The organism is Pseudoalteromonas sp. BSi20311 (assembly GCF_000239875.1).
Taxonomy (GTDB): domain Bacteria; phylum Pseudomonadota; class Gammaproteobacteria; order Enterobacterales; family Alteromonadaceae; genus Pseudoalteromonas.
In genome coordinates, this window is the sequence record NZ_BADU01000142.1 from 1 (window position 1) to 24767 (window position 24767).

Sequence of the window (24767 nt, forward strand, 5' to 3'; positions counted from 1 at the left end):
AATTAATTAAAAATAGCTGTTAAAAAACGTAAAAAGGGGCACAAAGCCCCTTTAAAATTATTAAACCATTAAAAACTAGTTTTTGTAGTAATCTGCTATTTCAATAAATTCCGCTGTTAATTTTGTAGTATTCACCAAAGGCACATCTCCTTGTTTAAATTCGGGCTTAAAAATAGCTCTCAGGGCGCCACTACCATCAACAAGTGCAACCGATGCACTATGATCCACCGCATAGTCAGATTCATCACTATCACTAATTGCATAAATTAATCCCAGCTCTCGTACAAATGGAAATAAGTCTTTATGCTCCCCAGATACAGCTAAAAATTTAGGGTTAAAATAATCTATGTACTCTTTACGCTTTTGAGCAATATCTCGTTTAGGATCAACAGATATAAACCACACCTGCAGTGGATAATCAGCTTGTAAGTTTTTATAGACATTGTTGAGCTTAGCAAGCGTCATTGGACAAATGTCAGGGCAGCTTGTGTAGCCTAAAAACACTAAGTTCCATTGATCTAAAAACTGCTTTTTGGTTACTAACTCCCCCTGTTGATCATTCAGCGAGAAATCAGATAACGGTTTTGCAGTTTCGTACACTAATGCATCAAGATCTTGTAAACTTTTTTTATCATCACATGCCGATAAAAAAAGCACCGAAAAAACAATTAACCCACACCATAACTGCTTCATATAACTAGCCATTTATCTATAAATAAGATAACAAAGAGTATCATTAAATGAACAATCGAAAAACGAAATAAATCCATTGCGGTGTCTTCTTTGGCGGCAAATTTTAAGTTAATTGCTTTGTATATAAATACCACATTGAGGATACATGCCCCGCTTAAATAAATAAGCCCCGACATACCTATCAAATAAGGGAGTACGCACACTATGGCTAATAGTACTGAGTACGCGAGCACACAGGTTTTACAAAAGTCGATTCCATGGGTCACTGGTAACATGGGGATTTTAGCGCGTTCGTAATCACTTTTACGCGCGATTGCTAACGCCCAGAAGTGCGGAGGAGTCCATGTGAATATAATCATAACCAACAACCAAGGAGCGGCTGCCATTTGATTGGTTTCAGACACCCAACCAAGTAAAGGTGGCATGGCGCCAGCCAAACCACCAATCACTATATTTTGTGGCGTGGCGCGTTTTAAAAACGACGTATAAATAAATGCGTAACCAACAAGTGCAAATAATGTAAGTATGGCAGTGAGTGTATTTGCCCATAACATCAACATAATAAACCCTGCCACGCCAATAACAGCAGCAAAACTCAATGCGTGTAATTTACTTAAGCGCCCTTTGGCGACTGGGCGGTGGCGTGTACGTGCCATTTTACTATCAATTTCACTATCAACCACATGATTGATAACGGCAGCTGCCGCAGAGAGTAAACCAATCCCTAATAAACTTATGAACTGAACCCCAATGCCTCTACCAACGTCAGGGGCGAGAGCCAAGCCCACCCATGCCGTTAATACCAACATAGCCACCACTTTAAATTTACTGATTGCTAAATAATCTTGGATTAAATGATAACTTTTAGTCAATAACGATGGGCTATAAACGGGCTGCATTGCTTTTTTGTTAATTGTAAGTGCCATAACGATTCCCCTTTAGGTACGGACTTTTAGGTAATAACATAACCTAACCATAGTTAATAACAGTATGGCAGCCATTAAGTTATGCGCCAGCGCAACACTGATCGGAAAGTGAAAATATACTACAGCTAACCCCAACGCTATCTGGCAAAATAACGCTACCAATACACTCACTGTGCAGCTTTTAATTTTTTGTGAATAGGCATGGCTGTATATTCGCCACATAACGAGTGCCAACACAATACAAGTGACCAATGCCCACATACGATGCAGTAAATGAATAGACATACGCGCTTGTTGTGACAACACGCCAAACTCATAATTGCTGTGCTCTAACGGTAGCTGAAAAACACTACTGAGCGAAAACGGCTGAGCATAGCTACATAGCGGTAAACCATTACAATGTGGCGCGGCATAATTAGCCGCTAACCAGCCACCTAAGGCTATTTGTAAAATAAGTACCGTGAGCGCCACCAAGCTTAGTTTAAAGTGGGGTTTTGCACCTGCGTCCCCCCCCCGTAATTGGCTGGCTAGTCAGCCGTAAGTACAACAACGTTAATAACGCCAAAATACTAAACCCTCCGAGTAAATGCCCCATCACAATAAGCGGCTGCAGGTTCATAGTCACCGTCCACATGCCAAGCGCGGCCTGAAAAATAACAAGCAAAAGCAGTAGCATCGGTAATTTTACGGGCGTAGTCGGATACTGGCGTTTTACAAAAGCCAAAATAAACAATACTAAAATTAATACTCCGAGCGTGCCGGCAAAATAGCGATGAATCATTTCTTTCCATGCTTTTGCTGTTTCAAATATCATATCGGGGTAGCTTTGAATCGCATGCGCAATCTCGGCTTCATGTTTTGGTACGGTTAAAAAGCCATAACAACCAGGCCAATCGGGGCAACCAAGCCCTGCGTCACTTAACCGCGTATATGCGCCTAGAGCTACCACAATTAATGCGAATAAACTCGTTGCTAATACCAAATTTTTATAGTTTTTATACATAGCAGCCTCTACTTAGCTTGAACGAGAGTAATTAAGTAATTTTTTTAGATCTTTTAATAATCCCTTTTGTATCAAACGGTTTTCTTGTGGTTGAGGGTTAAATGGATATTCCAGCACAATCAGTCCCATATGGTCGATTAAATATAAACTCGCGGGTTTTAATTGTTGTTGTTCAGCAATCATATGCCAATGCGGCTTCGCTGCTTCGGGTCTCCCCATTATTGCCATATCTACTTTGTGTTGGTTTTTGCCAAGGGCAACATATAAATTATCTAAAGCAGCGAGCTGCTCCGAGCAAGGCTCTTCGCATTGTGCTGAATAATTTAAAGCAATAGTCCATTGTTTTGGATTATGCTGCTGCCAATTGTCTAGCTTAATTTCACGCTCTAAAAATTCGCCATGATTAGTAATTGCTGTAGGTAGCCAATCAAGTTTTAACGCGCTGTAAGCCAGCACTAAAGGGATAGCGCAGCATACAACAAAGAGCAACAGGGGTTTATTTTTCATTATCTATCCTCTTCTTGCTTGCAAAAATAGCAACTACCACACAGGCAATCGCAATTAAAAACCACTGTACTGAGTAGGCATAATGTTTTTCTGGACTCATCACAACAGCTTCATAATGGGGGGCCGCAATCTCATCTTCACCGCCTTGGCGATAGGCCATATAATCCACTAAAGGTCGCTGGGATTGGCTACTGAGAGCTTGCAGATCAATGATTTGAATTCGTTTAGCTAAATCTGATTGAGTATTACTATTAGCTAAGGTAAAGCCACTTAAGTTATCTTCTTTAATTTGTGCCGTTAACGAAAATTTACCACTAGGTATTGTCACGTTTGGTAGGATTTCTCTTGAACTGCCTGCTTTTACCCAGCCTAAATTAACTAATAAAAAGCGCGAATCATCAGGTAATTTTAATAATGCCAGTAAGTCGTAACCAACCTGACCATTATAAATTTGGTTATCGAGCAGCCAATAATTATTGGTATCAAAATAACCACTCAACGAAACTAATACCCCGGTTTTATTCCACTCTTTTGGCAGTTGTTGCAACTGTGCCCAGCTCATAACCCCTTGCTGTTGTATATTTTCAATGGCATTAAGCTGCTGTTGCTTTTGATCTGCGCGCTGTAATTGCCAAAACCCTAAACGCACGCAAACTAATACCACAATAACAACCAGGCAAACTGTGATTATTGAGCTAAGCTTTTGTTTGTTAAATACAACTAACTGCATAAGGGTAAATCCAGTGATTATTAAAATTATTATTGTTCTACTGTTATTATTTATATTGTTTAATTTATTTCGTGCTTTATTTATTATGGTGTCGGGAAAAACCAATGGACGCCCCATGTCTCACTTTTTAGGGCGTCGAGTGTTATTTTCTGTTGTGGTATTACTGATGGTAATTGCCGCACTAAAGCTAGGTTTAATTACGGCAAATCAATCACCTTTGCCCACTACAGTACATATACAAAAACAAACAAACATAGCCAAACAACATCAACAAAATGCCAGTACCACGCCGCAGCTTGAAACGCGAAGTGCTTATTTTTTGTAAAGTGGCCTTTTAAAATCCGTAGGAAAACGATTAATAAAATAATGGTACCTAAGGTGACATGCATACCGTGAAAACCGGTTAACAAAAAGAAGGTATTACCGTAAATTCCTGCATCAAGGGTTAAATTAAGGTCGTTATAAGCATAAATATATTCTTCTACTTGGAGTCCTAAAAAACATACTCCCAATAAAATAGTTACGCCTAAAAACACCTTAAGTGGCGTGCGCTTGTTATTTTCCATCGCCACATGAGCAAAATGCAGAGTCACTGACGAGGCTAATAAAATAAGGGTATTTATCAGTGGTAACCCTTGCCAGCCGATTGCTTGCGTCGTGGTGCCTCCAGGGGTATTTAACAACGGCCACACAGCCTCAAAGGTAGGCCATAACACTTCGTTAGTCATGGCGTTGTTATCGGCGCCTCCAAGCCAAGGTACAGAGAACATGCGAGCATAAAAAAGGGCGCCAAAAAAGGCCATAAAAAACATGACTTCTGAAAAAATAAACCAGCTCATACCTTGCCTGAATGAACGATCCATTTGGGCAGAATATAAACCTTGATGCGACTCTTCAATCACATTTTTAAACCAGCTAAACAGCATATAAAGCAATACGGCAATACCCACATACAGTATGTAAATACCGCTGCCTCCCTCTTTACCCATATCCATAACTGTTAAGGCTGCCCCTACCGCGATAAAAAATAGCGCCACTGCGCCAACTATTGGCCATGGGCTTTGATCAGGTACATAATAATGTTCATATTTTTGATTCATTTCATTTGCTCCTAGTTTTTCACTAGTTTTATAAGCTAGTTATTACTGGCTACTAACTTCTCGCTAATATCAAATACGGTATAAGACAGAGTTAACTCCTCCACATCACTGGGTAACTCAGTATCAACATAAAAAAGTAATTTAAACTCTAACTCCTCGCCAGCCTTCAAAGGTTGCTGGTCAAAGCAAAAACACGCTATTTTGTGTAAATATTTAGCTGCTTTACCCGGTGCTACCGAGGGGATAGCCTGCATCACTTTGTCTTCATTACTGTTGTTTTTAGCGCTAAACATAACCTCACGCATGGCCCCTGGTTTTACATCTACACTGTATTCTTTAGATTTAACCTCAAAAGGCGCACCACTTTGGGCATGCGTGGTAAAACTAACGCTGACTTCTCTATTCTCAGTAATCAAGGTACTTTGCTGTGCTTGCTCTAACGAGGGCTTACCATTAAGCCCCGTTATATCGCAAAACACGTCATATAAAGGCACCATGGCAAATGCAAAAGCAAACATTGCAATGCAAATAACCACCAGCTTTTTTAATAACGGTAGATGACTCATTATTTAATATCCGGCGGCGTTGAGAACGTATGGTAAGGCGCTGGTGAATCAACTTCCCATTCAAGCCCTTCAGCTCCATCCCAAACTTTTGCAGGCACTTTATCGCCCCCTTTTGCACATTTATACACAACGACAACAAACAGTAATTGCGATAAACCAAAGGCAAACCCACCTATACTAATAATGGCGTTAAAGTCAGCAAACTGCAGTGCATAATCTGGAATTCGACGTGGCATACCGGCTAATCCCACAAAATGCATTGGGAAAAACAGCACATTTACACTTACCAAAGACAACCAAAAATGCCATTTTGCCAAGGTAATATTGAACATATTTCCGGTCCATTTTGGCAGCCAATAATAAGCCCCTGCCATAATAGAAAATACCGCGCCCGTTACGAGTACATAATGAAAGTGTGCAACCACAAAGTAAGTATCGTGGTATTGAAAATCAGCAGGCGTAATAGCCAGCATCAATCCCGAAAAACCACCTAAAGTAAACAGCACAATAAATGCGATACTAAACAGCATGGGCACTTCAAAGCTAATAGAGCCACGCCACATAGTTGCTACCCAGTTAAAGACTTTTACGCCGGTAGGTACCGATATCAACATAGTCGCGTACATAAAAAACAACTCACCCGCCACGGGCATACCAGTGGTAAACATATGATGTGCCCACACGATAAAGCTCAACAAGGCAATCGAGGAAGTGGCGTACACCATAGAGGCGTAACCAAATAGTTTTTTACGTGAAAAAGTAGGAACAATCGTAGAGATAATGCCAAAGGCAGGCAAAATCATAATATAAACTTCAGGATGACCAAAAAACCAAAATATATGCTGGAACATTACCGGATCGCCACCACCAGCGGCGTCAAAGAAGCTGGTCGCGAAGTATTTATCAGTGAGTACCATAGTAACTGCACCAGCAAGTACCGGCATTACTGCAATAAGTAAAAAAGCCGTGATCAGCCATGTCCACACAAATAACGGTAGCTTCATCCACGTCATTCCAGGGGCGCGCATATTCACTATGGTTACCACCACATTAATGGCTCCCATAATCGAACTAATACCCATAATATGCACCGCAAACACAAACATTGCTGTGTTGTCGTTACTATAAGTGGTGGAAAGCGGGGCGTAAAAGGTCCAACCAAATGCAGGGCCGCCACCAGGCATAAACAGTGACGCTAGCAGGATTAAGAACGCAAACGGTAAAATCCAAAAACTCCAGTTGTTCATTCTCGGTAATGCCATATCTGGCGCACCAATCATTAGCGGGATCATCCAGTTTGCCAATCCAGTAAATGCAGGCATTACGGCACCAAATACCATGATCAGTCCATGCACTGTGGTCATTTGGTTAAAAAAGTGAGGATCGACCAACTGTAAACCCGGCTGAAATAGCTCTGCACGGATCACCATGGCCATTGCTCCACCAATTAAAAACATGGTGAGTGAAAAAATTAAATATAAGCTGCCTATGTCTTTATGGTTGGTTGTAAATAACCAGCGTTTAAAGCCAGTAGCGGGTTGATGGGCATGATGAGCCTCATTGGTATTAGGTTGTTCTGCAATGCTACTCATTATTTAGCCTCCCCACCAGCATCCAGTGCCGCTTGTATTTCGCTTGGTTGAATTACCTCTCCGGTGTCATTACCCCATGCGTTGCGTTTATAAGTAATAACGGCTGCTATCTGCTTAATAGATAATTGCTTGGCAAAAGACTGCATCGCTGTACCAGGCTTACCATAAAGTAAAATATCGATGTGACCTTTAATATCACCTACCACTATTGGACTGCCTTTAAGTGCAGGAAAAACCCCTGGCAGGCCTAAACCTGTAGGCTGGTGACACGCAGCACAGCTCGCCATATAAACTTGCTCACCCAGTGCCATTAACTCTTCTTTTGGTACTACTTGGTCAAGTAGCGCCGCACTTTCGGCGGCCGCTTTTTGTTTAGCTTGTTTAGCTTCTGCCAACCACGATTTGAAGTCTTCTTCTGTTTTTGCTTCTACCACAACAGGCATAAAGCCATGATCTTTACCACACAGCTCTGCACACTGCCCGCGGTAAGTACCTACTTCATTAATATTGGTCCATGTTTCATTGATAAACCCAGGATTTGCATCTTTTTTAACAGCAAAATCAGGTACCCACCATGAGTGAATCACATCATCTGAGGTCATTAAAAAACGTACTTTTTGATTAATCGGTAGCACCAGCGGCTTATCTACTTCAAGTAAATAGTTCGGGTTTTTATCGGCAAGATTAGTTATTTCATTTTGAGGAGTCGCTAACATTGAATAAAACTCAACATCCTCCCCCATATATTCGTAATGCCATTTCCATTGTGAGCCAGTAATTTTTATGGTGATATCAGCTTTGCTGGCATCCTCCATGGCAATTAGGGTTTTAGTCGCAGGAATGGCCATAACAATTAAGATGACAAAAGGAATGGCAGTCCAGAGTATTTCTACTTTGGTGCTTTCATGAAACTGGGCAGGGACAGCCCCTTTAGATTTGCGATGATGAATGAGTGCCCAAAACATAATGGCAAACACGATCACCCCAATCACACAACATATTAAAAATATAGTCATGTGTAGTTGGTATACATTATTACTTATATCAGTTACGCCTTTACGCATATTATATTGGCTATTAGCAAGCACATTTTGCGAAAAAACTAACAATATAAGCCACAAGGAAGAACTCAGCTTACCCATGTGACGGCTCCTTTGATGCTATTGCTGACGCAAAGCGAAGGGACATACTACTTAAACGCCCATTCGTTATTTTTATTTTTTATAAGGGTGCTGGAGTTATTAAATGTGTGTGCTCAAAACGACTACGCTGTGAGTTATTTTTATTCCAGCTCTTTAATAACTAGTTAAAAAATAAACAATAAGCAAGGTGAGTATGAAAAATAAACAAGGGGTTACTTAAAAAAGTGCAGCAAAAAAGTAGTCACTAATGAGTTAGTTAACCTAAGAGTCAGGGGTGGTAAGGGGTAGCTTGAATAACAGCGGAAAAAATATAAAATTTTATGATTTAAAAATAATTAGGATAAATTTATTTATATATAAGTATTTAGCGATGTTATTTACAATAACAAAAGCGATTAACAAGCAGCACCATAAAAAATAATACAAGTAAAATCAGCGCCTAATTAATATTAAGCGCTAAGTTATGCTTAACTATCACATCCAATCAGCGTTACGAATAACACCTACCGCTAAGCCTTCAATATTGAAAGATTCATTTTCCAAGTCGACTTCAATGGCCGAAAACTCGTCATTTTCAGCATGCAGTAATACTTTTCTGCCGGCTTTTTCTAGGCGTTTAACCGTAACATCATCATCCACTCGAGCAACAATAACCTGACCATTTTCAGCCACTTGAGTTTTATGTACAGCGAGTAAGTCGCCATCCATAATACCAATATCTTTCATACTCATGCCGTTAACACGCAGTAAAAAATCGGCCGCAGGTTTAAACATTAAAGGGTCAATTTTACAGTGGCTTTCAACATGCTGTTGCGCCAATATTGGCTCACCCGCAGCAACCCGACCAATTAAAGGCAAGCCTAATTGCTCTGGCTCTTCTTCTTCAACAAGCTGAATGCCGCGACTCGCACCCGGCTTCATTTTAATTACACCTTTTTTAGCCAGTGCTTTTAAGTGTTCTTCTGCAGCATTTGCACTTTTAAAACCCAGTGTTTGTGCAATTTCGGCACGTGTAGGAGGCATACCAGTGTCTTTAATAAACACTTTGATAAGTTCGAGTATTTGCGCTTGGCGTTTTGTTAATGGTCGCATACAACTGGTTTTCCATACAGTACAATTAACTGTGAGTATATACAGTTATTTAAAAATCGCAAATATAAATTAATACCTTATAAGTCATGATGGCTAAACAATAAGATGCTTTAAAACCGCAATAATAAATGTAATTATTAGCAGCGCATTATCATATTAATTCTCAATTACTTATCCAAGGAGCTAGCATGAGTATTTGGCACCAACCAATTACATTAGAGTTTTGTAAGCAATTAGATCAAGGGATCACTGGCCAAGGCACGCTCATGAAGACCATGGGAATTGAAATCAGTGAAATTGGTGATGACTACTTAGTCGCCACTATGCCAGCCATACCTGAGCACCATAATCCAATGGGTATAGTGCATGGTGGTGCCAATGTCGTGCTTGCTGAAACAGTAGCAAGTTATGCCGCTAACTTTGTGGTTGATTTCAGTCGATTTTATTGTGTTGGGCAAGAGATCAGCGCAAGCCACTTAAAAGCGTCACGCAACGGCACATTAACCGCTACCGCAAGGGCTTATCATATAGGTAAACGCAGCTCGGTTTGGGATATTAAAATAACCAATAGCCGCAATGAGCTTTGCTGCGTATCAAGAATGACCGCAGCCGTAGTCGAGCGAAAAGGTTAAATTACTTTTCCAGAGGGTAAATAGTAACTTCTATGCCTGCGCCAATTGCAGATATGCGTAACAAGGTATCTGCATGCAAGGCCTGATTGAAACATTTTGGCGACGTACCCGACTCAAACCCCATATCAAACGTTCTGCGAGAACAGCTTAACCATTGCTTTAATGCATTGCGTGAACACGACTCGATTAACTCACACAAATGATTAATTGCTTTATCGGGTGTGGTTATTTCACCAGCTACTTCGATGCGTGCCAGTTGGCGGTATTCGTCTTTATCATAATGTAAAATGGTTGCGACCTTTTTTAAATCAGCAACTAATACGCTAATATCTTGCTTTGACTCAAGCTCTAGATCTACATTTAAAAATTGAATTTCCGACATACAGTTGTGTTACCCCACTTAAATTTCACCGCAAACTTTAACCTAATTTTGCATTTATACCAAATCAACAGCTTATAATTTATTTAATTCCTTTATTAAGCTGCAAGTATTAAAGTAACGGTTAATACAGCTATTAACCTAATGGCAGCTAGCTCCATTAGGTGCCTTGCACAAAAAATAATAATAATGAGTAAGCGAATGAACAAACGCATTTTTAAAACAGCCCGTAAGCTGCATAAATGGCTAGGCTACTTTTTAGTAATACAAATTTTTGCATGGCTGCTTGGCGGTTTATTTATGAGCGCCATGCCACTTGAAAAAGTACACGGTAAACACCTTGCAAACCGCCAACTAGAAAACCCTTTCAGCCAAGCCGATTACACAGCCTCACTTGATAAAATTATTGCAAATACACCACAACCCCAACAAATTAATTATAGTCACTTTTTAAATACCCCAGTAATTACGGTAACTACAGCAAGTAAAATCTATAGTTTTAATGGTGTAACCGGCAACCCACTCCCACCACCAAGCAAGGCACAAATCATCGCTAATGCCCAGGCTCACCTTTTAATTAAAGCAAACGTTATAAGCACAAAAAAGCTGGCAACCAGTTTTAGAGAAGCCGGGTTTAAAGAAAATATTTGGCAGGTTAATTTTAACGATATGCTTAGCACCAGCTTATATTTTAATGCTGATAACGGCGAGTTCATTACAGTTCGCAGTAATATTTGGCGAGTGTTTGACTTCTTTTGGATGCTACATATTATGGATTACGATGAGCGCGAGGATTTTAACAACCCGTTACTTATTAGTTTTGCTGCCAGCAGTGTGTTTTTTAGCTTTACTGGTTTTATTTTATTACTGCAAAACATCCGATTCAGAACAAGAAAACGTCAGCTATCCTGAGTTTTTAAGTGGATTCGGTTTAAAACTGATTTACCATTTAGGTTATTCACTCTAAAATCGCGGCTCCTGTAGTTCACTAAAGTGATAGGATATGCCGCATTTTATTTTTGCGTTATTGCTTTGCGTTGTCAGCTTTAATCTAAATGCTGAGCAATTTACTCGTTTTTCCAGTGCTAAAAAACACTTAATTAAAACCTTACCAACGGATGCAAAAAGTATCTATTGTGGTTGCGACATAAAACGTAAAGGCAAAAAGTTAGTACCCGATGCAACCCATTGTGGTTATGTGCCACGCAACACATTTACCCGCTCAGGTAACGTGAATCAACGCGCTCTACGAATAGAATGGGAACATATTGTACCCGCTTGGGAGTTTGGTCATCAGTTACAATGCTGGCAAAATGGTGGACGCAAAAATTGCCGTAAAGTAAGTGCAAAGTTTCGCATGATGGAAGCTGATATTAACAATTTAGCTCCCGCAATCGGTGAAATTAACGCTGATCGTTCAAACTATCGCTTTGGCATGTTAGCCCAAAATACTAATCAATATGGTCGCTGTGAGGTTAAGGTTAATTTTAAACAACGCGTTATTGAACCGCCGGTTTATGCACGTAAACGTATTGCCGATGCATACGCTTACATGCAAAAAACTTATGGTTTAAAAATATCAAATAAACAACAAAAGCTGTTTAATGCGTGGCAACAACAAGCTTATGCCGCAAACACCGACAGTAAAAAGCTGTAAACTTATGTTTATAATGCTTGGTGTGGTCCAAATATTTCGTAATGAATATTCGAGCTCTGTACACCTAAGTCAAGTAGTTGGCCTTTTACATAAGCCATGAACGAAGCTGGTCCACACAAATAAAATACACCCTCACTAATAGGCAGTGATGCCTCAAGCACAGATAAATCCATAAGCCCTGTGTAATCACATCCCCCACCACCTTGATTAAACCAGGTTAAGGTTTTTAGTTGTGGATACATAGCCGTTTGCTGAGCTAGGTAGTCTTTAAATGAATACTCAAGGCTATTTTCACACGCGTGTAAGTAACTAATCGCTTGATTAGTATTGTCGCTCAATAGCGTTTGCAGCATAGCCATCATTGGGGTTTGGCCAACACCTGCAGAAATAAGCACAACGGGGCTTGTTGCATCTTTCAAAAAGAAATCACCTGCTGGTGGGTATAGCTCTACTCGTGCGCCCTGCTCTAGTGAGTGTAAATAGTTAGACACCACGCCAGGCTGTGGTTGGCACTCTTTTTTAACGCTAATACGATAGTTTTTAGCATTGCTCTTTTGCGAAATAGAATACTGGCGGATCTCTTCATATTCTGCCCCCTCAGGCTTAACTTTAATGCCAAGATATTGTCCTGGCTTGTGGGAAATAACAGCTTTACCGTCTACAGGTGTGAGGATAAAGCTGGTTACAAATTCAGACTCAACATGTTTATGAGTAATTTCAAACTTCCGTGTACCTACCCAGCCACCCTGATTATTTTTACTGTGTGCATACAACGCTGCTTCTTCGGTAATACAAATATCAGCCAATAGGTTATAAGCTTCTCGCCATGCGTATTCAACATCAGCTGTAAACTGATCAGGAATAAGCTCTTTAAGTGTGCCGATCAAATGCGCCCCTACAATAGGGTAATGCTCGGGTAAAATATTCAAGCTGGTATGCTTATGGTTAATTCTTGCTAATGCCTCTTTTAACACGGCTAAATTATCAATATTTTGCGCATATGCAGCCAAGGCATTAAATAATGCAAATTGCTGACGACCCGTTTCTTGATTAGTCATATTAAAAATATGTTTAAGTTCCGGGTTATGGCTAAACATGCGCTTATAAAAATGATCGGTGACGACTGTGCCCGCTTCTGCAAGCAATGGAACTGTACTTTTTACAATCTTAATAGTTTTTTCAGATAACATTTTGGTTTCCTATGGGTGAACTAACCACGACGCCCATCAACACGACGCCGCGTTAATATAGGTGTGCAGTGAATTAAAAATAATAAAAAAGCCAGTAACCAAAGCACAGCGCTAAGCTGCCAAGCTAGGTGTGGCCCAATAAAAGGCGGGAGAAAAGCACGAATAATTGCAGCACTAAACACCAATGCAAACGCAAGGTTCATAAAACGCGGAATAGTAAGTGAGCGACCGGTATGTCCTAGTGATACCCGTGTCATCATGGCTAAAATCATCATGCCGATACCACCAATAGTGATAAAATGCAGAGCGTCTTTAAACAGTATTGCACTGCTATAAAAACTGATTGCCACTAACATTAAACCTATACCTAAGGCTAAATACGCAAAGTGTAACGACCATAATAATGGGACTTTTAGGACTTGCTTGTTCCACCAGCAAACACCGCGAACTAAATGCAAAAACGCTGCACTCATCACAGCTAGTGCCGGGTTAATTACAGTAAAAAATAATTTGCTAATAAAAAATAATGCTATCGCCAATACCGATAAGTATAAAATAGCTTTATCTATGTTTGGTGTGCGTACCTGCTTAGATAAGCCCAGCCCTTTGGCAGTAAAAAAGGGTAATACACGCCCAGCTACAACCCCCACCAACAAGCTTATAACCAGTACTGCGGTATCAACCATTGCAAGCGCTAGCTGCGTTTGATTTTTTAGCACTAGTATTAAATACAACATATTGAGCGTACATAAAAATGAAAGAATAAATAAAAACAAGTAATTGCGTTTACTGCTCGCTTTTATCAACATGCTGGCTAACACTATGATTACCGAGAGCCACCAAACAACTTGTAAAATCAGTACCGCATAAACATTAAACTGAGCAATGCTAGGCACAACTACAAAAAAACTAAGCCGTGCACTAAGCCATACTAGGCTAAGCCACATCAATGGTTTACCGTTAATACTTGCAACACCGGTCCATGTTTGTGCTGCAGTAAGTAAAAAGCCAGCCACAACCACGCCCGCAAAACCAAATAACATTTCATGTGCATGCCACAAATTAGCAGGCATAACTAAATACCACTGTGCATCGCCACTTAAAATAAGTAACCAATAACCCACAGACAAACACGCTAGTGATCCACCAGCTAAAAAAAAGGGTCTAAATGCCAACATCCATAATGACCATTGTGATACCTGATGAAATGCGACCTGCGCTGGCATAGGTTCGGCTAAGTTTATGGGCTTCATTAGCGCACCTCCTGCCCCAGCCCATGCTGCGCCACACAGCGCAGTACGTAACTCACTTTGACAATAGCCGCGAGGACAATCGTGCTAATGTGTGCAAAAATTTGTACCGGTATCGAAAAATAGCCTGCATAGGGATAACTTATTAACAGCGTAATCAACACCCCAAATACGCTAATACATAGCACCTTATTTGCATGAGATAGCAAACGGTAATACAGAGAATTAGACTCCACTGAATAATTAACCTGCTCTAAGAAAGTACTGCCCATAACAACCCCAATAACTGCTTTCGTTATTTTGTCATTACACAGACCATACCAATTAATTAAACACTTTAAATTCAATGCATTATTTAATTTCACTTTACAAAAAGAGTCTTTATGACCTACTATAAAGGCCAACAAAATACACTAATAGGTCATTTTGACATGAACCAACAACTCAACCTGACTCAAGTTGCCTTGGAGCTTGCACAAAGCACCTTACATGCGCACAGTTTCGAGCAACTTTTAGCCACGGTTGAACGTGTTATTCCAAGTGATGCTAGCGCCTTGTTAATTCGCCAAGGCGAGCAATTAAAGCCTTTAGCGATTAAAGGTTTAATGCCTGATAGCTTAGGCAGGCGTTTTAATATTGCAGAGCATCCTCGTCTTGATGCTATTTGTAATCACCGCTTGGCACTGCAATTTGCACATGACTGCCCGCTTCCAGACCCATATGACGGCTTACTACTAGCTAAAACCGGTGATATTCCAGTGCATGCCTGCTTAGGTTTACCGCTTTACGATAAAGATTCGCTGCTTGGTATTCTGACCTTTGATAGCCTAAACGCTGATGCGTTTGACGGCATTACCGCTGATACACTCAACACCTTACAAACCTTGTGCAGTGCGCACTTTAAAACCGCCCTAGAGCTTGCCCATTACAAACAACATGCGCAGCACTCAAGTGAATTAGTACAAGCGTTAAACCGTGAGGCACTTAAACGTGATGGTGGTGAAATTATTGGCCAAAGCCCAGTAATACAAACGCTTAAAAATGAGATAAAACTAGTTGCGGCATCAAACTTTAGTGTCCTTATTTTAGGTGATACTGGGGTTGGCAAAGAATTGGTGGCGCGTAATATTCACTTGCATTCAGCACGTAAAGCTCAGCCATTAATTCATTTAAACTGTGCGTCTCTGCCTGAAAACCTCGCCGAAAGTGAATTTTTTGGCCATGCAAAAGGCGCCTTTACGGGTGCGCAAAATGCTCGCCAAGGTAAGTTTCAATTAGCCGATGGCGGTACCTTATTTTTGGATGAAATAGGCGAGCTACCACTGGCAATGCAAAGTAAATTACTACGGGTACTGCAAAGTGGCGAAGTACAAACCGTTGGTGAAGATGAACTTAAATATGTTGATGTTCGAGTGATTGCAGCCACTAACCGTGACTTAAAACACGAAGTTGAACAGGGACGATTTCGCGCCGACTTATACCACCGCCTAAGTGTGTACCCGCTGAGTGTGGCGCCGTTAAAAGCCCGTGATGAAGATGTTATTTTATTAGCCGGTTATTTTTTGGAAAAAACAGCTCGAAAGCTTGCCATTAAACAGTTAAAACTCAGCATTGAAACGCAATTACTGCTTAAAAAATATGACTGGCCTGGCAATGTAAGAGAGCTGGAACATGTTATTAATCGCGCCGCATTAAAAGCTAAACAGTATCAATGGCAACAACCAATTATTACTATTGAGCCAGAGCATTGTGAGCTAAATTTAAGCGCTATTAATACTTTTGCACTTGAACACTCAAACCAGCTTGCAACCACACCTTTGGCAAACAACATTTCGTTAAAGCAAGCCACCGATACTTACACTCAGCAACTTATTATACAGCAACTTCAACAGCATAATTATAACTGGGCAAGCACAGCCCGTAGTTTGCAGGTCGACCGCGCTAACTTAACGCGGCTAGCCAAGCGCTTAGGTATTTCAGTTAAAAAATCAATCTAATACTTAACTTAATTTACGCTGCTTAAAATAAGTTTTTAATAACTGACTAAACGCTTGCACTTTCGCAGTACGATGCACTAAATGATGCGTCACTAACCATAAGTCAGTAGGCCAACTTAGTTCGTTAGGTAATACAGGGACTAAATCAGGGTATTGCGCTGCGACATCATGTTGTAATCCGCCAATCCCTAGCCCCTTAACGATGGCGCGAGTAGCCTCTGAGGTTTCTGATACTCTAAGTTTAACTTGCGACGAGGGAATATTTTCATCAACCCACGAAAAATAAGGCACCTTGCCATTATACCCAGCCACACCCGATACAAAATTATGCACCGAGAGTTGTGCTAACGTTTGTGGCAAGCCATAACGACTAATGTAATGTTTTGAGGCATAAAATCCTGACGAGAGTGCCGCCAAGTGCTGCGCAATATAATCACCTTCATCCGGTCTAGGGCCTGCTCTTACAGCGATATGTGCTTGGCCATGGTCTAAGCGCAAACGCTTTTGATCCATAATCACTTGTAATTGCACTTGCGGATGCAAGGTTTGAAACTGCTCGCATACCTCACTTAATACATCTATAAAACCACTCACAGTGGTGAGTAACAAACTACCTTGTAAGGTACTATCTGCTGCAATTATATCACTGTGTAAACGCTCTAGCTCACCGTTAATTGCTTGTGCTGTGGTAAATAACTTAGCGCCAATCTCTGTGACTTTGTAGCCACGAGCATGGCGGTGGAATAATCGCGCATTTAAGCTTTTTTCTAAGTTATTAATTCGTCTGAGCACCGTGCTATGATGCACATCTAGCACTTCGGCTGCTGCAGTTAAAGTACCTAACCGCGCAACCTCAAAAGCAACCTTAAGATCTTGCCAATCATCAAATTGAATTGCCATGGTAACCACTCTTCAAGCTGTGCATATATGCACATAAGTTTTGCGTTTATTTGGCTTTTCTGCAAGTAATTATTTGTTAAAGTCATACCTATAGATAATCAGCATCAGGATCAACTCATGACTAAACCAAAAATTATTGCCCTAGCAGGTAGCTTACGTAAAGACAGCTTCCATCAAAAACTTATTAATGAAGCTGCACGTTTTGCACTAGAAAGTGGCGCTGAAGTGGAAGTGATTAAACTAGCAGACTTAGCCATACCTATGTTTGATGAAGATCTCGAGGCACAAGGCACACCTGCCGGCGTACAACAATTAAAAGACAAACTACGCACAGCCGATGGTATTTTATTGGCTAGCCCAGAATATAATGGCTCTATTACTGCGGTGTTAAAAAATGCCATTGATTGGGCATCGCGAACCGAACAAGGCGCAGAGCCAGCATTTGCAAATAAGGTAACCGCGTTATATGCAGCGTCACCAGGTGGGCTTGGCGGCTTACGTGGTTTAAATCATGTGCGTGATATTTTATCAGGCATTGGCAGCTTAGTATTAGCTAACCAACTGGCAGTACCGGCTATTCATACTTTATTAGACGAAAACGGCCGTATTAACGACCCCGCTACCGCTGAAAAAGTGGCCGGCCTTGCACAGCAGTTGGTTAGCGTAGCAAGTAAGCTAAAATAAGCAGTGGCTATAACTTTGTTGCTGCAAGCTTTGCAGCAATAAAGTCTTCATGGGTAACATACAACAAGTTTGCAACGCGACGAATAACGTATTCTTCTTGTGGATCAAGTTCACCGTCTGCGTACGCTAAGCGCCAAAGCAGTTCAACTATTTCAATGCGCTGCTTTGCACTGCATTGATTATTAATTTGCTTTGAAAATTGAAAATAATCAATGGCATCATCTAAACTTGAGCTTGCTTGTTCGGTTAACTCATCAACTGCTTCATCAGTTAAATCAAAATATTTTTTTAATGTCAGACTTAGCGTATGTTGTTCATCTGCCTGTAAGTCGTTATCCGCTCGCATAACCTCAATTAATAACGCGGCAACCGCTGTTTTTAAATCATGTTGTTCAATATCATAATCTTGCTGATCAATACTCGAAAAAAGCTGTTTAATTTGTTTGAACATCACATTTCCCCTTTTTGGGTGTTAGACTTATATCATAACGGGTGTAATTGATATGCTGATCACACTACCCAATATCAAGATGGAGTTAAAGGTTTATGAGCAGAAAAGCCAATCATTATCTATATGGAAGTATTAGCTGGATGTTATTAACAGCATGTTTGAATGTGTCGGCAGAGCAAGCTGAAATGCAGCGACTATATGACTTTGATGAAAAGGTGCATTACAAACAAACGCAAATAGACACTAACAACTATCACCTAGAAATACAGTCTGACGACTACTCGCACTTTAAAAACCAAAGTGTGTTTTTATTGCGCCACGCAAACCGTTTATGTCGCGATAACCCTTTCATGTTAAAGGTAACTGAAGGCGTGCAAGAGTATGAGCGCTTTCCAACTAAACCACGCGCTTATCAGCCACCACTGAGTGTATTTGTGCAGTGTGAAATGCCTGCAGAAAAAACCTCAAAGAAATAACACCTCGTTATGCTTCCATAAAACCACTGAGCGTTAAAACAGCCAGTGGTTTTAATATAAAAAAAGATTAGTTAACACCATATCCCCATGGTGCAGCCGGTGGTGTGATAGGCTTAGTTAAATCAAAGTCAACGCGGAATTCGCGACCTTGGCGAATGAGTCGGTAAGTGAACTTTTCAGGGTAAATATACATTTGCCATGTATTGCCAACCGATTGTGGTATGCCTTGGCTAACAAATAACTCTTTTGAATACTGATCAGCAGGGAATGACTGCATGTTAGCAAAACCCGCATCAAGCGTATGGCCACCATACATAGTTGATACATCATCAGTACCATCTTTATGGCGGTGATCGTGCTTTAGGCTCAACCCACTGCCTGTTTTTGTGATGATCCACGTACGTGAGGCATCATCACCCACATGAAACGGCACTTGTAGCTCACGTTCATTACACTTACGCACATGCATAACTAATTTTTTATCGGCAAATGAACTCGGCCCTGTGGCATTATCAACCGTTACTTTACCTTCAAAAGCTTTACCACAATGGGCAGCAATATTATCAAAAAAGCCATCATGGCTTGGAATTGATACTAAAGGCGCTGGGCGTGCTATTGCAGCGGTTGATGCAAGCATTAATGCTGCAGCTGTTAATAATTTCATAATGTATCCCTAAACATGTAAAAAATTAGCTTAGCGTTTAAACAAACACAAAGACAGTAATCACGATGAACAGCATCTGACAGCAATAAAAAAACGCGGCTTATGCCGCGTTTCATTATTTAATAACTTTTAAGCCACTATTGCCAAGGACGCTCAGCGGCAAGTTTTGCTTCAAACGCATCTATTTGCGGATTCAGGGTCTCGGTTACACCGATAAAGTCTAAGCCACTTAATAAACGCTCTTTCACGTCTTTGCGAATATCAAAGCTGATTGGCGCAAATTTATTGCTGCGCAATTGCTGGTTTTCTAAATCCACATCAATGTGAATATCGTCATGCTGCTCACTTAACACAAATAAGTCTTCTAATATTTGCGCTGGCAATGCAATAGCAAGCATTTGGTTATTACCACAGTTATTAAAGAAAATATCAGCAAAGCTTTCAGCCAAAATCACTTCAAAACCATATTGTTTAAGCGCCCATGGTGCGTGCTCACGTGATGAACCACAACCAAAATTATCGCGCGTTAATAATATTTGCGCACCTTGGTAACAAGGACGATTTAAAATAAATTCAGGGTTTGCCTCGCCATTATCTAAATAACGCCAATCGTAAAATAGCGCAGCATCAAAACCATCACGGCTGGTTGAAGTTAAAAACTGCTTTGGAATAATTTGGTCGGTATCGACATTGTTTTTATCAAGTGGGGCCATTAAGCCACTAAAATAAATGCTCATTAGGCTTCTCCTCTAATATCAACAAAGTGGCCATGTATTGCTGCCGCTGCCGCCATTGCAGGGCTCACTAAGTGTGTACGCCCACCTCGACCTTGGCGTCCTTCAAAGTTACGGTTAGATGTAGATGCACAGCGCTTACCTGCACCTAAGCGATCGTCATTCATTGCTAAACACATAGAACAACCCGGCTCACGCCATTCAAATCCTGCAGCTTTAAATATGTCGGCAAGGCCTTCGTCTTCTGCTTGTTGTTTAACCAAACCTGAGCCAGGAACAATTAATGCTTCAATACCTGCAACCACTTGCTTGCCTTCAACAATTTTTGCAGCGGCGCGTAAATCTTCAATGCGGCTGTTGGTGCATGAGCCAATAAATACTGTGTCTACTTTGGCAGTTGATAACTTATCGCCCGCTTTTAAACCCATGTATTTAAGTGCACTACGAATGGCATCAGCTTTAATTAAATCAGTTTCTTTGTCTGGATCTGGAATACATTCGTCAACGCCAATCACTTGCTCTGGGTTAGTCCCCCAGGTGATTTGTGGTTGAATATTAGCAGCATCTAGCTCTACCTCTAAGTCAAAGGTTGCGCCCTCATCTGTTTTTAAGGTTTCCCAGTAGGCAACTGCAGCGTCAAAGTCAGCGCCTTTTGGTGCAAATGGGCGCCCTTTTAAGTAGTCATACGTTACCTTGTCTGGGGCAATTAAACCGGCCTTGGCACCCATTTCAATACTCATATTACATAGCGTCATACGCGCTTCCATCGAAAGCGCCTCTATGCCTTCACCACAAAATTCAGCCACATAACCCGTACCACCAGCAGTGCCTAGTTTACCTATAACCGCCATAATTAAATCTTTAGCAGTTACTGTTGGGCGTAACACACCGTTAATTTGAATTTTTAACGACTTAGCCTTTTTTTGCTGTAGCGTTTGCGTAGCTAATACGTGCTCAACTTCTGAGGTTCCAATACCATGGGCAAGCGCTCCAAACGCGCCGTGGGTTGAGGTATGACTATCGCCGCATACTATGGTGGTGCCTGGCAAAGTGATCCCTTGCTCTGGGCCAATCACATGTACTATACCTTGATTTACTGAATTTAGGTCGTACAGCAAAATACCAAATTCTTTACAGTTTGCATCCAGTGCCATTAGTTGATTTTTAGAGACTTCGCTGGCTGCATCTAATGAACGGCTTTTAGTTGAAACATTATGATCCATGGTGGCAATGGTTTTTTCTGGACAGCGCACTTTACGATTTTTTTCACGTAAACCTGCAAATGCTTGTGGCGACGTCACTTCGTGTACTAAATGACGATCAATATAAAGTAAATCGGTTTGCTCGTTGATGCTGGCAACCGTGTGTGCTTGCCAAATTTTATTGTATAAAGTTTGAGCCACTTGCTAACTCCCTGATCTGATTGAGCCACAGCCTAACGGTGCTGTGGCTTTAATAATTAAATGCGTGAAACGATAGCCGCTGCAACATCGGTGGTGGTATAGCCGCCCTGCGGATAAATATCAGGCGTCCCCACACCCGCTTCAACCGCTTCTGCAACTGCTTTTTCAATGGTGCGAGCCGCTTCATCTTGTCCTAACGAATAACGTAACATTAATGCGGCACTTAAAATTTGTGCAATAGGGTTAGCGACCCCTTTTCCGGCGATATCGGGCGCTGAGCCACCCGCGGGTTCATACAAGCCAAAGCCTGATTGATTTAAGCTAGCCGAAGGTAATAGCCCCATTGAGCCGGTGATCATCGCGCATTCATCCGATAAAATGTCGCCAAATAAGTTATCGCACAGTAATACATCAAACTGGCTAGGCTGTTTAACTAGCTGCATCGCTGCATTATCTACATAAATATAATCTAAGCTCACCTCAGGAAACTCTTTACTCACTTCAGTGACTACTTCACGCCAAAGTACACTTGATGCTAAAACATTGGCTTTATCAACCGAGGTTACATGATTGCTGCGCAATTTAGCGGCCTCAAAAGCAAAACGTGCAATACGCTCAATTTCTTTACGCGAGTATGTTTGGGTGTCAAATGCGGTTTCTTCTGCCCCTTCGCCACTGCGGCCTTTCTCACCAAAATAAATACCACCCGTTAGCTCGCGCACACACAAAATATCAAACCCTTTTTCGCTAATATCAGCACGTAGTGGTGATGCAGCGCTTAATGCGGGTAACAATTGAGCAGGGCGTAAGTTACAAAACAAACCAAAGTGCTTTCGCAGTGGTAACAATGACGCGCGCTCTGGTTGGTCATTCGGTGGTAAATGCTCCCACTTAGGGCCGCCCACGGAGCCAAATAAAATAGCATCGGCGTTTTCACATGCTTTTAAGGTCGTATCAGGAAGTGCTTTGCCACATTCATCAATGGCTGCGCCACCAATAGCATGGTGTTCACGGTTCAGAGTAAAGCCAAACTTATCACTGACTGCATCAAGCACTTGCTCTGCAGCTGCCATAACTTCTGGGCCAATACCGTCGCCCGCTAATACGGCAACGCTGTAATGTGTTTTACTCATCCTGCTTTCCTTTGTTGTTTTAAATCAGACACTTTTTGTGCTCGATAAATTAAGTTATAAACGCGAACCATTGCGCGTACAGAGGCTTCGACCACATCGGCCGCAATACCGGCACCGTGGTAAGGACGACCATCATATTTAGCAATAATATTAACTTGCCCTAATGAGCTGGCGCCTTGGCCGGTGGCCTCTAAATTGTATTCAATCATTTCAACGCTCATACCAGTTAAGCGCTCAATGGCTGCGAATGAGGCTTCAACTGGACCATTACCTGTGGCCGCTTCTTGTTTTGCTTCGCCATCAATCAACAAACTTATAGTTGAACTGGCTACCGATTGAGAATTTGACGTAGAGTGAACAAACTCTAATTGATACTTTTCATCTTTGTCGCTGATTTGATTAAAGTAAATCATTGCTTCTAGGTCGTAGTCGTATACTGTGCCTTTTTGGTCAGCTAACGCAACGAAACTTTGGTATAAGCTATCCATGTCATAATCAGATTTTTGATAACCTAATTCTTCTAATCGATGCTCTATAACATGACGCCCTGAACGCGAGGTCATATTTAATTGATTACTTGGCACACCCACACTTTCAGGTGACATAATTTCATAGGTATTTTGCGCTTTTAATACCCCATCTTGGTGAATACCTGAACTATGGGCAAACGCATTTTCGCCAACAATCGCTTTATTTGGCTGTACCGGCATATTACAAATTTTTGCTACTTGGCGAGAGGCGCGGTAAATTTCTTCGCTTTTTATGTCGGTATATACGTTTAAATGGTCTTTGCGCATTTTCATAATCATCGCCACTTCTTCAAGCGAACAATTACCCGCGCGCTCCCCTATACCATTAATGGTGCATTCGATCTGGCGCGCACCGGCTTGCACTGCAGCAACAGAGTTAGCAACGGCTAAGCCTAAGTCATTATGGCAATGCACACTTAAACGGGCTTTATCAATATTTGGCACGTTGTTCATTAAATGACGGATCATCGCCGCGTATTCGTCTGGCGTTACAAACCCGACGGTATCTGGCAAGTTAATCGTGGATGCACCGGCATTAATAGCTTGTTCAACAATTTTGCATAAATCCCAGTGCGGAGTACGCCCTGCGTCTTCACATGAAAATTCCACATCATCAGTGTAATTACGGGCAAGCTTGATTGATTTAACCGCCATCGCGGTTGCATCATCTAAGCTCATACGTAGTTTATGCTCAAGGTGAAGCGGGCTGGTAGCAATAAAAGTATGAATACGGCTTTGCTGTGCAGTGCGCAGTGCTTCGCCACAGGCCTCGATATCTTTGGCAACCGAGCGAGCTAAACCACAAATAATAGGGCCTTTTACTTCAGTGGCAATACGTTGCACTGAGCGAAAGTCAGCTGGGCTCGACACCGGAAACCCCACTTCCATTACATCCACATTTAAGCGGCTAATGGTATGCGCCAGTTGAACTTTATCGTCTTCTGTTAGGCTTGCTTTTAGTGCCTGCTCACCATCACGTAAGGTGGTATCAAAAATCCATACTTTATCTTGCTGTTGCATAACTGCCCCTCAATTCCTGTATTACCCAAATTTCGATTTATCCCTGCTGCGAGATAAAAAAAACCCCGCGGTTGCGGGGTTTTTAATGTTTAGCTCAATGCAAACACACTAATCCCCGCTCACTTGCCACAGCAGTAAGAGGTTTAGGTTTAGTGTAATTAAGCGAATAGTTTGCATCTGTTTTCTTGTGTGTGTGTCCAATGAGGCTTATTTTTATCATTGCAACGCAGTTGGCGCAAGCATAAAAATACCAAACAAATAATTAAAGGGGACTTTATGGGGATTTAAAATTCAAACAAAATTGGATAACAGAATA

At 41.3% G+C, this 24767-nt stretch carries 26 protein-coding genes and 1 pseudogene; 7 read left to right on the forward strand and 20 right to left on the reverse strand.

Features of this window, described 5'->3' with window-relative positions:
• Nucleotides 1–75 precede the first annotated feature (75 nt).
• From P20311_RS14340 to P20311_RS14360, 5 genes and pseudogenes are all read right to left on the reverse strand, one after another.
• The gene (locus tag P20311_RS14340) at nucleotides 76–693 is read right to left on the reverse strand and encodes an SCO family protein (protein ID WP_008114152.1); all 618 of its coding nucleotides are present in this window, start codon (nucleotides 691–693) and stop codon (nucleotides 76–78) included.
• Entirely contained in the window at nucleotides 690–1619 is a 930-nt protein-coding gene (gene cyoE, locus P20311_RS14345; protein WP_008114153.1) for a heme o synthase, read from the reverse strand. Before cyoE ends, P20311_RS14340 begins: the two co-directional genes overlap by 4 nt.
• Nucleotides 1620–1631: 12 nt before the next feature.
• A pseudogene (locus P20311_RS14350) lies at nucleotides 1632–2622 on the reverse strand (heme A synthase).
• 12 nt (nucleotides 2623–2634) lie between these two features.
• The gene (locus P20311_RS14355) at nucleotides 2635–3129 is read right to left on the reverse strand and encodes a hypothetical protein (RefSeq protein ID WP_008114156.1); all 495 of its coding nucleotides are present in this window, start codon (nucleotides 3127–3129) and stop codon (nucleotides 2635–2637) included.
• Nucleotides 3119–3859, reverse strand: a complete 741-nt coding sequence (locus tag P20311_RS14360; RefSeq protein ID WP_008465598.1) for an SURF1 family protein — start codon at nucleotides 3857–3859, stop codon at nucleotides 3119–3121. Before P20311_RS14360 ends, P20311_RS14355 begins: the two co-directional genes overlap by 11 nt.
• Before the next feature lie 13 nt (nucleotides 3860–3872).
• Here P20311_RS14360 and P20311_RS18755 point away from each other — a divergent pair, with 13 nt between their 5' ends.
• Complete coding sequence (locus tag P20311_RS18755; RefSeq protein ID WP_083830245.1) at nucleotides 3873–4184, forward strand: DUF2909 domain-containing protein; 312 nt, start codon at nucleotides 3873–3875, stop codon at nucleotides 4182–4184.
• Here P20311_RS18755 and P20311_RS14365 read toward each other — a convergent pair.
• The 5 genes from P20311_RS14365 to lexA all read right to left on the reverse strand — a co-directional run bounded on the left by P20311_RS14365 (nucleotide 4084) and on the right by lexA (nucleotide 9351).
• Nucleotides 4084–4959, reverse strand: coding sequence for a cytochrome c oxidase subunit 3 (locus P20311_RS14365; protein ID WP_008114158.1), 876 nt, complete (start codon nucleotides 4957–4959; stop codon nucleotides 4084–4086). The genes P20311_RS18755 and P20311_RS14365 overlap by 101 nt on opposite strands.
• A gap of 35 nt (nucleotides 4960–4994) precedes the next feature.
• Nucleotides 4995–5525 carry a cytochrome c oxidase assembly protein gene (locus tag P20311_RS14370; RefSeq protein WP_008114159.1) on the reverse strand — a complete coding sequence of 177 codons (531 nt, stop codon included), beginning with the start codon at nucleotides 5523–5525 and terminating at the stop codon, nucleotides 4995–4997.
• Nucleotides 5525–7117: a cytochrome c oxidase subunit I gene (ctaD, locus tag P20311_RS14375; protein WP_008114160.1), complete on the reverse strand. Its 1593-nt coding sequence runs from the start codon at nucleotides 7115–7117 to the stop codon at nucleotides 5525–5527. The genes P20311_RS14370 and ctaD overlap by 1 nt, the downstream gene beginning before the upstream one ends.
• Nucleotides 7117–8259, reverse strand: coding sequence for a cytochrome c oxidase subunit II (gene coxB, locus P20311_RS14380; RefSeq protein ID WP_008114161.1), 1143 nt, complete (start codon nucleotides 8257–8259; stop codon nucleotides 7117–7119). Before coxB ends, ctaD begins: the two co-directional genes overlap by 1 nt.
• Before the next feature lie 474 nt (nucleotides 8260–8733).
• Nucleotides 8734–9351, reverse strand: coding sequence for a transcriptional repressor LexA (lexA, locus tag P20311_RS14385; RefSeq protein WP_008114166.1), 618 nt, complete (start codon nucleotides 9349–9351; stop codon nucleotides 8734–8736).
• Between the two features lie 188 nt (nucleotides 9352–9539).
• On the opposite strand from lexA, the gene P20311_RS14390 reads away from it, so the two are divergent.
• The gene (locus P20311_RS14390; protein ID WP_008114168.1) at nucleotides 9540–9983 is read left to right on the forward strand and encodes a PaaI family thioesterase; all 444 of its coding nucleotides are present in this window, start codon (nucleotides 9540–9542) and stop codon (nucleotides 9981–9983) included.
• A 1-nt stretch (nucleotide 9984) separates the two neighbouring features.
• Here P20311_RS14390 and P20311_RS14395 read toward each other — a convergent pair whose 3' ends face one another.
• Nucleotides 9985–10365 (reverse strand): hypothetical protein, encoded by a 381-nt coding sequence (locus P20311_RS14395; protein ID WP_008114170.1) that lies wholly within the window; start codon nucleotides 10363–10365, stop codon nucleotides 9985–9987.
• 198 nt (nucleotides 10366–10563) lie between these two features.
• On the opposite strand from P20311_RS14395, the gene P20311_RS14400 reads away from it, so the two are divergent.
• Both P20311_RS14400 and P20311_RS14405 read left to right on the forward strand, forming a co-directional pair.
• Nucleotides 10564–11274 (forward strand): hypothetical protein, encoded by a 711-nt coding sequence (locus P20311_RS14400; protein WP_008114173.1) that lies wholly within the window; start codon nucleotides 10564–10566, stop codon nucleotides 11272–11274.
• A gap of 91 nt (nucleotides 11275–11365) precedes the next feature.
• Nucleotides 11366–12019, forward strand: a complete 654-nt coding sequence (locus P20311_RS14405) for an endonuclease (RefSeq protein ID WP_008114175.1) — start codon at nucleotides 11366–11368, stop codon at nucleotides 12017–12019.
• Between the two features lie 8 nt (nucleotides 12020–12027).
• On the opposite strand, the gene hmpA is transcribed toward P20311_RS14405, so the two are convergent.
• Nucleotides 12028–13209, reverse strand: a complete 1182-nt coding sequence (gene hmpA / locus P20311_RS14410) for an NO-inducible flavohemoprotein (RefSeq protein WP_008114177.1) — start codon at nucleotides 13207–13209, stop codon at nucleotides 12028–12030.
• A 20-nt stretch (nucleotides 13210–13229) separates the two neighbouring features.
• Complete coding sequence (locus P20311_RS14415; protein WP_008114178.1) at nucleotides 13230–14462, reverse strand: NnrS family protein; 1233 nt, start codon at nucleotides 14460–14462, stop codon at nucleotides 13230–13232.
• Between the two features lie 428 nt (nucleotides 14463–14890).
• Here P20311_RS14415 and norR point away from each other — a divergent pair, with 428 nt between their 5' ends.
• On the forward strand, nucleotides 14891–16456 hold the full coding sequence (gene norR, locus P20311_RS14425) for a nitric oxide reductase transcriptional regulator NorR (RefSeq protein ID WP_036985245.1): 1566 nt from the start codon (nucleotides 14891–14893) through the stop codon (nucleotides 16454–16456).
• 3 nt (nucleotides 16457–16459) lie between these two features.
• Here the strand turns inward: norR and P20311_RS14430 are convergent, their stop codons facing one another.
• Nucleotides 16460–17356: a LysR family transcriptional regulator gene (locus P20311_RS14430; RefSeq protein ID WP_008114183.1), complete on the reverse strand. Its 897-nt coding sequence runs from the start codon at nucleotides 17354–17356 to the stop codon at nucleotides 16460–16462.
• Nucleotides 17357–17473: 117 nt separating this feature from the next.
• Here P20311_RS14430 and P20311_RS14435 point away from each other — a divergent pair, with 117 nt between their 5' ends.
• The gene (locus tag P20311_RS14435; RefSeq protein ID WP_008114185.1) at nucleotides 17474–18040 is read left to right on the forward strand and encodes an NADPH-dependent FMN reductase; all 567 of its coding nucleotides are present in this window, start codon (nucleotides 17474–17476) and stop codon (nucleotides 18038–18040) included.
• 7 nt (nucleotides 18041–18047) lie between these two features.
• On the opposite strand, the gene P20311_RS14440 is transcribed toward P20311_RS14435, so the two are convergent.
• Complete coding sequence (locus P20311_RS14440) at nucleotides 18048–18491, reverse strand: TerB family tellurite resistance protein (RefSeq protein ID WP_008114187.1); 444 nt, start codon at nucleotides 18489–18491, stop codon at nucleotides 18048–18050.
• 95 nt (nucleotides 18492–18586) lie between these two features.
• On the opposite strand from P20311_RS14440, the gene P20311_RS14445 reads away from it, so the two are divergent.
• Entirely contained in the window at nucleotides 18587–18967 is a 381-nt protein-coding gene (locus P20311_RS14445) for a hypothetical protein (protein ID WP_036985243.1), read from the forward strand.
• A gap of 67 nt (nucleotides 18968–19034) precedes the next feature.
• Here the strand turns inward: P20311_RS14445 and P20311_RS14450 are convergent, their stop codons facing one another.
• The 5 genes from P20311_RS14450 to leuA all read right to left on the reverse strand — a co-directional run bounded on the left by P20311_RS14450 (nucleotide 19035) and on the right by leuA (nucleotide 24451).
• On the reverse strand, nucleotides 19035–19631 hold the full coding sequence (locus P20311_RS14450; protein WP_008114191.1) for a hypothetical protein: 597 nt from the start codon (nucleotides 19629–19631) through the stop codon (nucleotides 19035–19037).
• A 137-nt stretch (nucleotides 19632–19768) separates the two neighbouring features.
• Nucleotides 19769–20368, reverse strand: coding sequence for a 3-isopropylmalate dehydratase small subunit (gene leuD, locus P20311_RS14455; RefSeq protein WP_008114193.1), 600 nt, complete (start codon nucleotides 20366–20368; stop codon nucleotides 19769–19771).
• A complete protein-coding gene (gene leuC, locus P20311_RS14460) occupies nucleotides 20368–21768 on the reverse strand; it encodes a 3-isopropylmalate dehydratase large subunit (protein ID WP_008114195.1) in 1401 nt (466 codons plus the stop codon). The genes leuD and leuC overlap by 1 nt, the downstream gene beginning before the upstream one ends.
• Before the next feature lie 56 nt (nucleotides 21769–21824).
• Complete coding sequence (gene leuB, locus P20311_RS14465; protein ID WP_008114197.1) at nucleotides 21825–22901, reverse strand: 3-isopropylmalate dehydrogenase; 1077 nt, start codon at nucleotides 22899–22901, stop codon at nucleotides 21825–21827.
• Nucleotides 22898–24451 carry a 2-isopropylmalate synthase gene (gene leuA / locus P20311_RS14470; RefSeq protein ID WP_008114199.1) on the reverse strand — a complete coding sequence of 518 codons (1554 nt, stop codon included), beginning with the start codon at nucleotides 24449–24451 and terminating at the stop codon, nucleotides 22898–22900. Before leuA ends, leuB begins: the two co-directional genes overlap by 4 nt.
• Between the last annotated feature and the right edge of the window lie 316 nt (nucleotides 24452–24767).

What these genes read in the sequence shown, in the direction of transcription:
- P20311_RS14340 (WP_008114152.1), bottom strand. Translation starts at nt 693, where the DNA reads ATGAAGCAGTTATGGTGTGGGTTAATTGTTTTTTCGGTGCTTTTTTTA.
- cyoE (WP_008114153.1), bottom strand. Translation starts at nt 1,619, where the DNA reads ATGGCACTTACAATTAACAAAAAAGCAATGCAGCCCGTTTATAGCCCA.
- P20311_RS14355 (WP_008114156.1), bottom strand. Translation starts at nt 3,129, where the DNA reads ATGAAAAATAAACCCCTGTTGCTCTTTGTTGTATGCTGCGCTATCCCT.
- P20311_RS14360 (WP_008465598.1), bottom strand. Translation starts at nt 3,859, where the DNA reads ATGCAGTTAGTTGTATTTAACAAACAAAAGCTTAGCTCAATAATCACA.
- P20311_RS14365 (WP_008114158.1), bottom strand. Translation starts at nt 4,959, where the DNA reads ATGAATCAAAAATATGAACATTATTATGTACCTGATCAAAGCCCATGG.
- P20311_RS14370 (WP_008114159.1), bottom strand. Translation starts at nt 5,525, where the DNA reads ATGAGTCATCTACCGTTATTAAAAAAGCTGGTGGTTATTTGCATTGCA.
- ctaD (WP_008114160.1), bottom strand. Translation starts at nt 7,117, where the DNA reads ATGAGTAGCATTGCAGAACAACCTAATACCAATGAGGCTCATCATGCC.
- coxB (WP_008114161.1), bottom strand. Translation starts at nt 8,259, where the DNA reads ATGGGTAAGCTGAGTTCTTCCTTGTGGCTTATATTGTTAGTTTTTTCG.
- lexA (WP_008114166.1), bottom strand. Translation starts at nt 9,351, where the DNA reads ATGCGACCATTAACAAAACGCCAAGCGCAAATACTCGAACTTATCAAA.
- P20311_RS14390 (WP_008114168.1), top strand. Translation starts at nt 9,540, where the DNA reads ATGAGTATTTGGCACCAACCAATTACATTAGAGTTTTGTAAGCAATTA.
- P20311_RS14395 (WP_008114170.1), bottom strand. Translation starts at nt 10,365, where the DNA reads ATGTCGGAAATTCAATTTTTAAATGTAGATCTAGAGCTTGAGTCAAAG.
- P20311_RS14400 (WP_008114173.1), top strand. Translation starts at nt 10,564, where the DNA reads ATGAACAAACGCATTTTTAAAACAGCCCGTAAGCTGCATAAATGGCTA.
- P20311_RS14405 (WP_008114175.1), top strand. Translation starts at nt 11,366, where the DNA reads ATGCCGCATTTTATTTTTGCGTTATTGCTTTGCGTTGTCAGCTTTAAT.
- hmpA (WP_008114177.1), bottom strand. Translation starts at nt 13,209, where the DNA reads ATGTTATCTGAAAAAACTATTAAGATTGTAAAAAGTACAGTTCCATTG.
- P20311_RS14415 (WP_008114178.1), bottom strand. Translation starts at nt 14,462, where the DNA reads ATGAAGCCCATAAACTTAGCCGAACCTATGCCAGCGCAGGTCGCATTT.
- norR (WP_036985245.1), top strand. Translation starts at nt 14,891, where the DNA reads ATGAACCAACAACTCAACCTGACTCAAGTTGCCTTGGAGCTTGCACAA.
- P20311_RS14430 (WP_008114183.1), bottom strand. Translation starts at nt 17,356, where the DNA reads ATGGCAATTCAATTTGATGATTGGCAAGATCTTAAGGTTGCTTTTGAG.
- P20311_RS14435 (WP_008114185.1), top strand. Translation starts at nt 17,474, where the DNA reads ATGACTAAACCAAAAATTATTGCCCTAGCAGGTAGCTTACGTAAAGAC.
- P20311_RS14440 (WP_008114187.1), bottom strand. Translation starts at nt 18,491, where the DNA reads ATGTTCAAACAAATTAAACAGCTTTTTTCGAGTATTGATCAGCAAGAT.
- P20311_RS14445 (WP_036985243.1), top strand. Translation starts at nt 18,587, where the DNA reads ATGAGCAGAAAAGCCAATCATTATCTATATGGAAGTATTAGCTGGATG.
- P20311_RS14450 (WP_008114191.1), bottom strand. Translation starts at nt 19,631, where the DNA reads ATGAAATTATTAACAGCTGCAGCATTAATGCTTGCATCAACCGCTGCA.
- leuD (WP_008114193.1), bottom strand. Translation starts at nt 20,368, where the DNA reads ATGAGCATTTATTTTAGTGGCTTAATGGCCCCACTTGATAAAAACAAT.
- leuB (WP_008114197.1), bottom strand. Translation starts at nt 22,901, where the DNA reads ATGAGTAAAACACATTACAGCGTTGCCGTATTAGCGGGCGACGGTATT.
- leuA (WP_008114199.1), bottom strand. Translation starts at nt 24,451, where the DNA reads ATGCAACAGCAAGATAAAGTATGGATTTTTGATACCACCTTACGTGAT.